Raw genomic sequence first — 12499 nt, forward strand, 5'->3', positions numbered from 1 at the left:
GCGGTCGTCCGGGATCGGATTCCGGACTGCCGCGGCCAGGACCGATCGGCCCCGGTCGTTCACGCACGTTCCTTTACCTACAAGGGATGCCGATGACCCACACCCCCCAGCGCGAACCGATACCGGGCGCGAGACGCGCGGCCCGCATCGCCGTCGCCACGGGCCTCGTCGCCGCGCTCTGCGCCGTCGGGCCGATACCCCTCGCCCTGGCCGCCGACGGCCCCGGGGCCACTGCCCCCGTCGACGCCTCCGTCAAGTCCGCGCCCGACAAGCTCGGTTCGGACGACGCGGACCTGCTCGCCGAGGCGAAGGCCGACGGCACCAAGAACGTCACGATGATGGTCGCCACCGCGCCGGGCCAGACCGAGGAGGTGGCGAAGAAGCTGGACGCGGTCGGCGGCGGTTCCGTCGGCCGTACGTACGACAAGCCCGGCTACGTCCGCGCCACCGTGCCCACCGCCGAGGCGGACTCGGCCATCGCCGCCGCCGTCAAGCTCTCCTCCGTGCACGGCATCGACCTGCGCGACGAGATCCCGCTGGACGACCCGACTCCGGGCGCGGACCGGGCGAAGGGCGCCGAGCACCACAAGGGCCGCTCCTACCCGGCGCCGGACCGCCGCACCCCCGCCGAGAACCCGTACAACCCGTCCTTCGAGACGGGCGCCGTCGACTTCGTGAAGAAGTACCCGAAGGCGGACGGCCGCGGTATCACCATCGGCATCCTCGACTCGGGCGTCGACCTCGCCCACCCGGCGCTGCAGAAGACCACCACCGGCGAGCGCAAGATCGTCGACTGGGTCACCGCGACCGACCCGGTCGTCGACGGCGACCGGACCTGGCGCCCCATGCTCACCTCCGTCTCCGGGCCGACGTTCACCTTCGGCGGCGAGACCTGGACGGCGCCCGCGGGCTCGTACCAGGTGAGCACCTTCCTGGAGTCGTACACCACCGGCGGTGACGCCGGGGGCGACGCCAACCGGGACGGCGACACCACCGACTCCTGGGGCGTCCTCTACGACGCCGAGGCCGGCACGGTCCGCGTCGACCTGAACGACAACCACGACTTCGCCGACGACACCCCGATGAAGCCGTACAAGGACGGCTTCCAGATCGGGTACTTCGGCACCGACGACCCGAAGACGGACGTGGCGGAGCGCCAGCCGTTCGTCGTCGAGATCCGCGAGGACGTCGTCTACAACGGGGCCGGCGCGAAGGCCGACTTCGTCAACATCGGCGTCATCGAGGGCTCGCACGGCTCGCACGTGGCCGGACTCGCCGCCGCCAACGGCCTGTTCGGCGGCCGGATGGACGGCGCCGCGCCCGGCGCGAAGATCGTCTCGTCCCGCGCCTGCACCTGGAGCGGCGGCTGCACCAACGTCGCGCTCACCGAGGGCATGATCGACCTCGTCGTCAACCGGGGCGTCGACATCGTCAACATGTCGATCGGCGGCCTCCCCGCGCTCAACGACGGCAACAACGCGCGTGCCGCGCTGTACACGCGCCTCATCGACACCTACGGCGTCCAGCTCGTCATCTCCGCGGGCAACTCCGGCCCCGGCGCCAACACCATCGGCGACCCGTCGCTCGCCGACAAGGTGATCTCGGTGGGCGCGTCCATCTCCCGTGAGACCTGGGCCGCCAACTACGGCTCCGCGGTGAGGACCAGGTACGCGATGATGCCGTTCTCCTCGCGCGGCCCGCGGGAGGACGGCGGCTTCACGCCGACGCTGACCGCGCCCGGCGCCGCCGTCAACACCATCCAGACCTGGGCCCCCGGCGCCCCGGTCCCGGAGGCGGGCTACGACCTCCCGGCCGGCTACGGCATGCTCCAGGGCACGTCGATGGCGTCCCCGCAGGCCGCCGGCGCCTCGGCGCTGCTCCTGTCGGCCGCCGAGCAGGCGGACATCGACCTCACCCCGGCGAAGCTGCGCACGGCGCTGACCTCCACCGCCGACCACATCAAGGGCGTGCAGGCGTACGAGGAGGGCGCGGGCCTGATCAACATCCCCGACGCCTGGCGGTCGATCCGCAAGGGCGCCACCGCCCACGAGTACACGGTCAAGGCGCCGGTCGACACCGCCATCGACCAGTTCCTGAAGACCCCGGGCCACGGCACCGGCCTCTACGACCGCGAGGGCGGCCTGAAGGCCGGCGAGCGCAAGACGTACGACATCACGCTGACCCGTACGTCCGGCGCGGACCGGGCGATCCGGCACGAGCTGCACTTCGAGAACAACGCCGGGCGCACCTTCCGGATCGTCGGCTCCGACGAGGTTCGGCTGCCGCTGAACGAGCCGGTGACCGTCAAGGTGCAGGCGCAGCCGCGCTCCGAGGGCCTCAAGAGCGCGATCCTGGAGGTCGACGACCCGCGCACCGAGGGCACCGACAAGCTGGTCCTGACCACGGTCGTGGCCTCGGCCCCGCTGGAGTACGACTTCTCCGCGAAGGACTCCGTCCAGCGCAACGACACCGAGTCGTACTTCGTGACCGTCCCCGAGGGCGCGAAGACGCTGGAGGTGGCGATGAGCGGGCTGAGGGACGGGAGCCAGACCCGGTTCATCGCCATCCACCCGTACGGCGTCCCGGTCGACAGCACCTCCACGCCGTACTGCTACAACAACTACCTCGACGGCAACGGCTGCCGGCCCGACGTGCGCGCGTACGTCGACCCGCAGCCCGGCGTCTGGGAGATCGAGGTCGAGTCGCGGCGCACCTCGCCGCTGCTGGACAACCCGTACAAGCTGGACGTCACCGTCCTCGGCGCCACCTTCGACCCGGAGGTCGTGACCGTGCCCGAGGCCAAGGTGGGCACCCCCGCCGACGCCTCCTGGAAGGTGACGAACCAGTACGGTCCGATCGACGGCAAGCTGGTCGGCGGCCCGCTCGGCTCGGCCGAGACGTCCCGTCCGTCGATCGGGCAGGGCGGGACGACCACGTCCACGGTCGAGGTGCCCGAGGGCGCCGAGTCGCTGGACGTGGCCATCGGGGGCGTCTCCGACGCGGCCGCCGACCTGGACCTGACGGTCTACGACAAGGACGGCAACGTCGTCGGCCAGTCCGCCGACGGCGACTCGGAGGAGTCGGTCTCGGTGCCGAAGCCGGCCGCCGGTGCCTACACCGTCGAGGTCGTGGGCTACGCGGTGCCGTCGGGCAGCACGGAGTACGACTACCGGGACGTGTACTTCGCCGCGTCCCTCGGCTCGGTCGCCGTGGACGGCTCGGCGTCGGTGAAGCTCGGCGCGGGCGGCTCCGCGACGGTCTCCGCCGGCGTCACGGCGCTGGCCGCCGCTCCGGAGGGCCGTGAGTTCTTCGGGCAGGTCCAGCTGGTGAACGCCCACGGCACGACCGCGGGCCTCGGCAGCGTACGGATCGGGAAGGTCGTGCCGTAGTCCGGTGCGGCACCAGGGAGGGCGGGTGCTCCGTAGGGGCGCCCGCCCTCCCGCGTGCCGGGGGTCAGTCGCAGGTGAGGGTGCGGGATTCCGGCAGGGACGCGGTGATCCAGGCCCGTTCGGCGGCGATGGCCTCCTCGCCGGTGATCACGGAGTCCGGGCGGTCGCCGTGCAGGGGGACGCCGATCAGCGCGCGGTCGCCCACGGCGAGCCGGGCGGTGGTGTCGTCCAGGACGAACGTGATCCGCTCGCCCGCCTTCCCGGGCCCTTCCCCCGGCTTGTAGGAGCGGGTCACGTCCAGGGTGATCCGGTGCTGCCCGGCCTCCGGCACCGGTTCGGCGCCGGTCACCGTGCCCTCGGCCACCAGACGGGCGCAGGCGAGGTAGCGGGGGCTGCCGAAGGCGACGCCACCGGAGTCGGTGGAGCCCGCCTGCTCGTCGCTCGCCGCGGCCTTGCCGCTCGCCGCGTCGTCGCCTCCGTTCCCGCCCTGCACCACCAGCCACCCGAGCCCCGTCACCACCGCGCCGGCGCATGCCACCGCGAGGGCGCCGAAGGCGACGGCGAGCGGACGGCGACGGGGGCGGCGGGAGGGCTCCCGCGCCGGGGCGGCCTCGGGGCGGGGAGGCGGCTCGCCCAGCGACCGCCCGATGATCCCCAGCTGCTCCCGCAACAGCGCCACGTCGGCCGCCGCCGACCGGTACTCGGCCTCGGCGTCCGCGCCCGCCCCGGGCGGCGGCGGTTCGCCCGTGATCGCGGCCATCAGCGCGTCGTGCCCACCGGGATGCTGTTCGGCGGCCATCTCACACCACCTCGTCCTCGTGCAGGCGGGCCCGCAGCGCCCGTACCGCCGTGTGCAGCCTGCTCTTGACCGTGCCCTCGGGGATGCCCAGCTCCTCGGCGATGCCGCGCACCGGCAGGTCGGCGTAGAAACGCAGGACGAGGACCTGACGCTGGGCGTCGGGCAGCTCGTCCAGTCCCTGGGCGACGGCGAGGGAGAGCAGGCTGGTGTCCTCGCCGGAGGGGTGCTCCGCCTGGCGCAGCGCCGCCAGGCGCTCGCCGAGCCGGTCCTGGCGGCGCCTGGCCCGGTGCCAGTCCATGGCCAGGTTGGAGGCGACGACCGCCGCCCACGCGGACACGTCGCGCGGCGCCTCGCGTCCGCTCGCCGTCCGCTCCAGCAACCGCAGGCGGACCTGCTGCACCCCGTCCGGCAGGTCCGCCTGCGGCACGCCGCCGAGCGCGAGCACCGCCCGCACCCGGCGTTCCTGGGCCGCGTCCAGGGGGTCGTCGAGCACGCCGTCCCCCTGGCCGCGGCGGGCCTTTCTGCGCAGCACAGCCACCCCTCCCCCAGCCACGTTTCCCCTATGACGCCGACGGGGCCCGAAACGTTCGCCCGGTCGGCGGAGACCCGGTGCGAGGCGTACGTCACATCGTCGTGTGGGGTGGGAAGGGATGGGCAGGGGCGGAACAGCACAGCTTGCGGCGCGGGGCCCGGTGCAAGGGAATTCGTGCAGCTCAGCCCGGGTTGCCGCCGAAGGACCGCGCCCGCTGTCCTCGCCGCCGCGTCCCAGGGTGCGGGCACACCGCGCAAAGAATTGGACAGGCGGGCCGGGCTTCGCCCCATGATGGAAAAGTCTCGGCCGAGCAAAGCGCGCGTGAAGACACGCGCACAAACGGAGAAGGAGTCACCGTGAGGGTCGGAATCGTCGGAGCCACCGGTCAGGTCGGCACGGTCATGCGCAGGATCCTCACCGAACGGAACTTCCCGGTCACCGAGCTGCGCCTGTTCGCCTCGGCCCGCAGCGCCGGCAAGGAACTGGACGGCGTGACGGTGGAGGACGCGGCCACCGCCGACTACTCCGAGCTGGACATCGTGCTGTTCTCGGCGGGCGGCGCCACCTCCAAGGCGCTGGCCGAGAAGGTCGCCTCCCAGGGCCCGGTCGTGATCGACAACTCCTCCGCCTGGCGCCGTGACCCCGAGGTCCCGCTGGTGGTGTCCGAGGTGAACCCGCACGCGATCACCGACCGCCCCAAGGGCATCATCGCCAACCCGAACTGCACGACGATGGCCGCGATGCCGGTCCTGCGTCCGCTGCACGCGGAGGCGGGCCTCGAAGCGCTGGTCGTCGCCACCTACCAGGCCGTGTCCGGTTCCGGCCTGGCCGGCGTGGACGAGCTGTTCGAGCAGGTCCAGAAGGTCGGCGCGGACGCCCCCAAGCTCACCCACGACGGCTCGGCCGTGGAGTTCCCGAAGCCGGACAAGTACGTGGCGCCGATCGCGTACAACGTGCTGCCGCTGGCCGGCTCCATCGTGGACGACGGCCTGCACGAGACGGACGAGGAGCAGAAGCTCCGCAACGAGTCCCGCAAGATCCTGGAGATCCCGGAGCTGAAGGTCTCCGGCACCTGCGTGCGCGTGCCCGTCTTCAGCGGCCACTCCCTCCAGATCAACGCCCGCTTCGCCCGCCCGATCAGCGTGGAGCGCGCCAAGGAGCTGCTGGCCGGTGCCCCCGGCGTCGCGCTCACCGAGGTGCCGACCCCGCTGGAAGCGGCCGGTCAGGACCCCTCGTACGTCGGCCGCATCCGCCAGGACGAGACCGTGGACAACGGCCTCGCCCTGTTCGTCTCCAACGACAACCTGCGCAAGGGCGCGGCCCTGAACGCGGTGCAGATCGCGGAGCTGGTGGCGGCGGAGCTGAAGGGCTAGCCCCGCCTCACCTCGTAGAGGAAGCAGCCGTACTCGACGGCCCGGACGTGGACGAACGCCACGGCCGGGTCGTCGAACGCTTCCCGGAGGGCGGGTCCGAAGCCGTCGGGCCCTTCGGCGGCCTCGACCAGCCGCCCGCCGAGGATGCGCCCCTCGGCCGAGTAGCGGCGCAGCGTGCGGTGGGCGCCGGTGAAGGCGAGGCCGTCACCGTCCGGTCCCGCGCACTCCTCGGCGTGGACGAAGACCGGGCCCTGCTCGTCGTACGCGCCCGGGTCGACGCCCGTGCCGGCCGCCCAGCGGCGCAGCGGGGCGTAGGAGACCAGGGCGATCAGCTCGCCGGGGCGGCTGCGGCGCAGGCAGCAGCGCAGGGGCGCGCCGCCCTCGTCGTCGGTGACCGGGACGGGCACGCGGCCCGCGTCGTCGGTGGCGCGCAGTTCCGTAAGGACGGCCGGCGCGATGGGCCGTGCGGTGTAGCTCTCCATGCGTCCAGGCTCGCGCCCGTCCGGCCCGTCCACCGGCGGTAAATGGACATCGCGTTCCGTGCGGGCCACGTGGAAGGATGGCGCAACCCACACATAACGAGGAGATGACCGCGTGCCTGGCACAAACCTGACTCGCGAAGAGGCGCGGCAGCGGGCGAAGCTGCTGACCGTTGACTCGTACGAGATCGATCTCGACCTCACCGGCGCGCAGGAGGGCGGCACCTACCGGTCCGTGACCACGGTGCGCTTCGACGTCGCGGAGACCGGCGACGGGAGTGGCGGCGAGTCCTTCATCGACCTGGTCGCGCCGACGGTCCACGAGGTGACGCTGAACGGCGACTCCCTCGACGCCGCCGAGGTGTTCCAGGACTCCCGCATCGCCCTGCCGGGGCTGCTGCCGGGCCGCAACATCCTGCGCGTGGTCGCCGACTGCGCGTACACCAACACCGGTGAGGGTCTGCACCGGTTCGTCGACCCGGTCGACGACCAGGCCTACCTGTACACGCAGTTCGAGGTGCCGGACGCGCGCCGCGTCTTCGCGAGCTTCGAGCAGCCGGACCTCAAGGCGACCTTCCAGTTCACCGTGAAGGCGCCCGAGGGCTGGACGGTCATCTCCAACTCGCCCACGCCCGAGCCGCGGGACAACGTCTGGGTCTTCGAGCCGACCCCGCGCATCTCGTCGTACATCACGGCGCTGATCGTCGGCCCGTACCACTCGGTGCACAGCGTGTACGAGAAGGACGGCCAGTCCGTGCCGCTCGGCATCTACTGCCGGCCCTCCCTGGCCGAGCACCTGGACGCGGACGCCATCTTCGAGGTGACCCGGCAGGGCTTCGAGTGGTTCCAGGAGAAGTTCGACTACCCGTACCCGTTCAAGAAGTACGACCAGCTCTTCGTGCCCGAGTTCAACGCGGGCGCGATGGAGAACGCGGGCGCGGTGACCATCCGCGACCAGTACGTGTTCCGCTCGAAGGTGACGGACGCCGCGTACGAGGTGCGGGCCGCCACGATCCTGCACGAGCTGGCGCACATGTGGTTCGGCGACCTGGTCACCATGGAGTGGTGGAACGACCTGTGGCTGAACGAGTCGTTCGCCACCTACGCCGAGGCCGCCTGCCAGGCCGACGCGCCCGGCTCGAAGTGGCCGCACTCGTGGACGACGTTCGCCAACCAGATGAAGACCTGGGCGTACCGGCAGGACCAGCTGCCGTCCACGCACCCGATCATGGCGGACATCAGCGACCTGGACGACGTGCTCGTCAACTTCGACGGCATCACGTACGCCAAGGGCGCCTCGGTGCTCAAGCAGCTCGTCGCGTACGTCGGTGAGGACGCGTTCTTCCGGGGTGTGCAGGCGTACTTCAAGCGGCACGCGTTCGGCAACACGCGCCTGTCGGACCTGCTGGGCGCGCTGGAGGAGACCTCCGGCCGCGATCTGAAGACCTGGTCGAAGGCGTGGCTGGAGACGGCCGGCATCAACGTCCTGCGCCCGGAGATCGAGACGGACGCCGATGGTGTCATCACGGCCTTCGCGATCCGCCAGGAGGCCCCGGCGCTCCCCGCGGGCGCCAAGGGTGAGCCCACGCTGCGTCCGCACCGCATCGCGATCGGCGCCTACGACCTCGACGCCGGCGGCAAGCTGGTGCGCGGTGAGCGCGTGGAGCTGGACGTGGACGGCGAGCTGACGGCCGTGCCGCAGCTGGTGGGCAAGCGGCGTCCGGCCGTGGTGCTGCTCAACGACGACGACCTGTCGTACGCGAAGGTCCGCCTCGACGAGCAGTCCCTCGCCGTCGTCACCGAGCACCTCGGCGACTTCACCGAGTCGCTGCCGCGTGCCCTGTGCTGGGCGTCCGCCTGGGACATGACCCGGGACGCGGAGCTGGCGACCCGCGACTACCTGTCGCTGGTGCTGTCCGGCATCGGCAAGGAGTCCGACATCGGTGTCGTGCAGTCGCTGCACCGCCAGGTGAAGCTGGCCGTCGACCAGTACGCCGCCCCGACCGCCCGCGAGGCGCTGCTCACCCGCTGGACGGAGGCCACGCTGGCCCATCTGCGGGCCGCCGAGGCGGGCAGCGACCACCAGCTGGCGTGGGCGCGCGCGTTCGCGGCGACGGCGAGGACGCCGGAGCAGCTGGACCTGCTCGACGCGCTGCTCGACGGCACGACGACGATCGAGGGCCTCGCCGTCGACACCGAGCTGCGCTGGGCGTTCGTGCAGCGGCTCGCGGCGGTGGGCCGGTTCGGCGGGTCGGAGATCGCGGCCGAGTACGAGCGGGACAGGACGGCCGCCGGTGAGCGCCACGCCGCCACCGCGCGTGCCGCCCGCCCGACCGAGGCGGCCAAGGCGGAGGCCTGGGAGTCGGTCGTGGAGTCCGACAAGCTGCCGAACGCCGTGCAGGAGGCGGTCATCGCCGGCTTCGTCCAGACCGACCAGCGCGAGCTGCTGGCGCCGTACACGGAGCGGTACTTCGAGGCGCTCAAGGGTGCCTGGGAGTCCCGTTCGCACGAGATGGCCCAGCAGATCGCGGTCGGCCTGTACCCGGCGGTGCAGGTGTCCCAGGAGACCCTGGACCGCACGGACGCCTGGCTGTCCTCCGCCGAGCCGAACGCGGCCCTGCGCCGACTGGTCTCGGAGTCCCGCTCGGGCATCGAGCGCGCGCTGAGGGCGCAGGCGGCGGACGCGGCGGCGACCGAGTAGACGACGCCACCAGTACGCCCCCGGGGGCGCCCGGCACCGTGCCGGGCGCCCCCGGTGTGTCCGGGACCCTGTACGCGTTCAGCGACCGGCCCTGGTGTCTCCTCTCCGCGTGCGGGCCCGGTGTCCTCTCCGCGAACCCCCTGGGCGGCCTCGTCCGCTGACGTCCTGGCGGCTCTCCGCAGACGCCCTGGGCGGGCCCTCTCCACGGCCGCGCTCGCCGGCCTCCCCGCAGCCGCTTCCCCCGTGCGTTCAGGGGCGGGCGTCCGCCACCGCGCGCAGTGCCGTCAGGACGGTGCCGACGGCGGCGCCCTCCGCCGCGCCCTTGCGGACGGCCGCGACAACGTGCCGGACGGGGCGGTCGGCGTGCAGTTCGCGCATCACCACGCCGTCCCGCGGCACGGCCGCCATGCGCGGTACCAGGGCGACGCCCATGCCCGCTTCGACCATCGCGAGGATCGCCGTCCAGCCGGCCGCCGCGTGGGCCTGGTCGGGCCGGAACCCGGCCGCCTCGCAGGCTCCGCGCGTGATGTCGGACCAGGGCCCGCTGCCGCCGAAGATCCACGGCTCGGCGGCGAGGTCGGCCAGCCGCAGCCCGTCCGCGCGGGCCAGCGGGTGGCCGCCGGGCAGGGCGACGTCCAGCGGGTCGGCGAGGAGCGGGACGCGGGTGAAGCGCGGGTCGGCGGCGCTCGGCGCCTGCGCGGCCAGCGACAGGGCGAGGTCCACCTCACCGGCGGCCAGCAGCTCGTACGCCTCCTGCGCCTCGGCCTCCCGCACGCGCACCGCGACCCCCGGGTGCGTCGCCCGCAGCGCGGTCACGGCCGGTACGACGAGGGCGGGCACGGCGGTGGAGAAGGCGCCGACCCGCACCTCGCCGGCCTCCCCGTGGACGTAGGCCGCCAACTCGGCGTCGGCGCGTTCCAGTTGCTCGAACACCGCCTCGGCGTGCCGCAGCACCAGCCGGGCCGCGTCCGTCAGCCGGACCCGTCTGCCGTGGGCCTGGAGCAGTTCCACTCCGAGCTGTCTGGAGAGGTTCGTCAGCTGCTGGGAGACGGCGGACGGCGTCATGCGCAGCGCCTCGGCCGTCGCGGTCACCGTGCCCCGTTCCCGCAGCGTCCGCAGGATGTGCAGCTTGCGGATGTCCCAGTCGGCCATGGCGGCAACCTGTCCGCGGGCGGCCCCCGTCACCGCCGCCGCCCTGCCCCCGTGGCCGCGCCGAGGACGACGCCGCCGAGGATCAGCGCCATGCAGCCCGCCTGCGCCCAGCCGGTCGGCTCGGCCAGCAGTGCCCAGGACAGCAGGGCGACGCACACCGGCTGGAGGTAGTAGACGACTCCGGCGCGGGACGGACCGATGAGGGAGATCGCCTTGTTCCAGGCGAAGAAGGCGACCGCGGAGGAGGCGACGCCGACGTAGAGGAGGGGCAGGACGGTGTCCGGTGTCGGGCTGAAGCCGCCCTGGACGGCGAGGCTGACGCCCTGGGCGGGCAGCAGCAGGACCGTGCCGAACAGGAACGTGGTGAAGAGGAACCCCGCTCCGTCCAGACCGGCGGGCCCGCGGCGCAGCAGCGCGCTGTACGACCCGAAGCAGCAGGCGGCGGCGATCATCCACAGGTCGCCGGCCGAGAAGGACGCCCCGCCGGAGACCAGCAGCAGCACGCCCGCGCAGGCGACGAGCAGCCCGGCGGCCCGGCGGGCGCCGAGCCGTACGCCGCCGGCCCGTTCGAAGACGGCCATCAGGACCGGGGACGCCGCCATGATCATGCCCATGTTGGCGGCGGGGGTGGTGACGCCGGCCTGGTTGACCAGGGTGTTGTAGACGGTCACGCCGAGGAGGGAGGCGAGGAGCACGAAGCCGAGGTGGCGCCGGATCAGGTCCCGTTGCCGCCAGGCCCGCCGGGCGCCGAAGGGGGCGACGACCGCGAGGGCCACCACCCAGCGCCAGAACGCGTGCTGGACGGGCGGCACGCTGTCGCCGAGGGCCCGGGAGGTGACGAAGCTCCCGGACCAGACGAGGGTGGCGAGCACGGCCAGCCCGATACCGAGGGCGACGGGTGCGGCAGGACCGGCGGGTGCGGCAGGACCGGCGGGTGCTGTGGCGGGGGCGTGAGCGGGGGTGGTGCTGGTCCGGGGGTCGGCTACGGCCACGGAGGTCCTTTCAGGTGGGCGGTGGGCGACGATCGCGGTGGGACTACCGTCGCAGCGCCGAACCCGTCAGGTCCATCGAATCTTTTCGACCGTTCTTTGAAGAGGAACTGAAAGGTGTGGCGGAACGCCCGGCCGCCTCCGCGCGCGGCGCGAGCTGCCCCGCGGCCGTCGCCCCGAAGGCCAGCGCCATGCCCACCAGTTGCACCGGCGTCAGCGCCTGGCCGAGCGCCGCCCAGCCGACGACGGCGGCGGTCAGCGGCGAGAGCGGGACGAGGAAGGTGACCTGGGTGGCGGAGAGCCGGCCGATGCCGCGGAACCAGAGCCAGTACGCCACCGCCGTGTTGGCCAGCGCCAGGTAGAGGTAGCCGCCGACCGCCGGGGCGTCCAGCGCGGGCGGGGCGCCTTCGACCAGGAGGGCGAGCGGCGCGATGAGCAGGCCGCCGGCGGTCAGCTGCCAGCCGGTGAGCGCGAGCGGGCCGACGCCGTCCGGGCGGCCCCACCGCTTGGTGAGCACGGTGCCGGCCGACATGGAGGCGGTGGACGCGAGGGCCGCCAGCACGCCGAGCGCGTCCAGCGCCCCGGCCGCCTTCAGCACCACCAGGCTGACGCCGAACGCGGCGACGACGCCGGTGAGCACGGACCGGACGGTGGGCCGATGCCCGAGCAGCAGCGCCGAGAGCCCGACGACGAACAGCGGGCCGACCGAGCCGACCGCGGCGGCCGTGCCGCCCGGCAGCCGGTACGCGGAGAGGAACAGCAGCGGGAAGAAGGCCCCGATGTTCAGGGCGCCCAGCACCACCGCCTTCCACCACCAGGCCCCGCGCGGCAGCACCCGGGCGAGGGCGAGCAGCAGCAGACCGGCGGGCAGGGCGCGCATCAGCCCGGTGAACAGGGGCCGGTCGGCCGGCAGGAACTCGGTGGTCACGGCGTAGGTGGTGCCCCAGGAGACGGGGGCGAGGGCGGTGAGCGCGATGAGGGCGGGGCGGCCGGCGGCCATGAGGGACCCCTTCGGGAGACGGGCAAGCAAGAAGCTCGATGGAAAGTAGCTTACCTCTAAGCAAGATTCCGTCAAGCTACTTTCT

Annotated in this window: 9 protein-coding genes; 3 read left to right on the forward strand and 6 right to left on the reverse strand. The window is 73.1% G+C overall.

The features are described 5' to 3' along the window. The first annotated feature begins 92 nt into the window (after positions 1 to 92). Positions 93 to 3389 carry a S8 family serine peptidase gene (locus ACIQ6R_RS05830; RefSeq protein ID WP_404218988.1) on the forward strand — a complete coding sequence of 1099 codons (3297 nt, stop codon included), beginning with the start codon at positions 93 to 95 and terminating at the stop codon, positions 3387 to 3389. Between the two features lie 64 nt (positions 3390 to 3453). On the opposite strand, the gene ACIQ6R_RS05835 is transcribed toward ACIQ6R_RS05830, so the two are convergent. Both ACIQ6R_RS05835 and ACIQ6R_RS05840 read right to left on the reverse strand, forming a co-directional pair. Continuing rightward, complete coding sequence (locus ACIQ6R_RS05835; protein WP_404177590.1) at positions 3454 to 4188, reverse strand: hypothetical protein; 735 nt, start codon at positions 4186 to 4188, stop codon at positions 3454 to 3456. Between the two features lies 1 nt (position 4189). Then, positions 4190 to 4726 carry an RNA polymerase sigma factor gene (locus tag ACIQ6R_RS05840; protein WP_375912820.1) on the reverse strand — a complete coding sequence of 179 codons (537 nt, stop codon included), beginning with the start codon at positions 4724 to 4726 and terminating at the stop codon, positions 4190 to 4192. A gap of 350 nt (positions 4727 to 5076) precedes the next feature. Here ACIQ6R_RS05840 and ACIQ6R_RS05845 point away from each other — a divergent pair, with 350 nt between their 5' ends. Continuing rightward, positions 5077 to 6093 (forward strand): aspartate-semialdehyde dehydrogenase, encoded by a 1017-nt coding sequence (locus tag ACIQ6R_RS05845; RefSeq protein WP_404177584.1) that lies wholly within the window; start codon positions 5077 to 5079, stop codon positions 6091 to 6093. On the opposite strand, the gene ACIQ6R_RS05850 is transcribed toward ACIQ6R_RS05845, so the two are convergent. Continuing rightward, positions 6090 to 6575 carry a DUF1203 domain-containing protein gene (locus tag ACIQ6R_RS05850; protein WP_404218990.1) on the reverse strand — a complete coding sequence of 162 codons (486 nt, stop codon included), beginning with the start codon at positions 6573 to 6575 and terminating at the stop codon, positions 6090 to 6092. The genes ACIQ6R_RS05845 and ACIQ6R_RS05850 overlap by 4 nt on opposite strands. A gap of 112 nt (positions 6576 to 6687) precedes the next feature. Between ACIQ6R_RS05850 and pepN the strand changes: the two genes are divergently transcribed. Beyond that, a complete protein-coding gene (gene pepN, locus ACIQ6R_RS05855; protein ID WP_404218992.1) occupies positions 6688 to 9273 on the forward strand; it encodes an aminopeptidase N in 2586 nt (861 codons plus the stop codon). 249 nt (positions 9274 to 9522) lie between these two features. On the opposite strand, the gene ACIQ6R_RS05860 is transcribed toward pepN, so the two are convergent. Genes ACIQ6R_RS05860 through ACIQ6R_RS05870 form a run of 3 tightly spaced genes read right to left on the reverse strand, consistent with a single transcriptional unit; the run spans position 9523 to position 12414 of the window. After that, positions 9523 to 10425 carry a LysR family transcriptional regulator gene (locus ACIQ6R_RS05860; protein WP_404178003.1) on the reverse strand — a complete coding sequence of 301 codons (903 nt, stop codon included), beginning with the start codon at positions 10423 to 10425 and terminating at the stop codon, positions 9523 to 9525. A 29-nt stretch (positions 10426 to 10454) separates the two neighbouring features. Continuing rightward, positions 10455 to 11417: a DMT family transporter gene (locus ACIQ6R_RS05865; protein WP_404218994.1), complete on the reverse strand. Its 963-nt coding sequence runs from the start codon at positions 11415 to 11417 to the stop codon at positions 10455 to 10457. A gap of 43 nt (positions 11418 to 11460) precedes the next feature. Next, a complete protein-coding gene (locus tag ACIQ6R_RS05870) occupies positions 11461 to 12414 on the reverse strand; it encodes an EamA family transporter (protein ID WP_404218996.1) in 954 nt (317 codons plus the stop codon). Positions 12415 to 12499: the final 85 nt, after the last annotated feature.

The organism is Streptomyces sp. NPDC096048, from assembly GCF_044763415.1.
Lineage (GTDB): Bacteria > Actinomycetota > Actinomycetes > Streptomycetales > Streptomycetaceae > Streptomyces.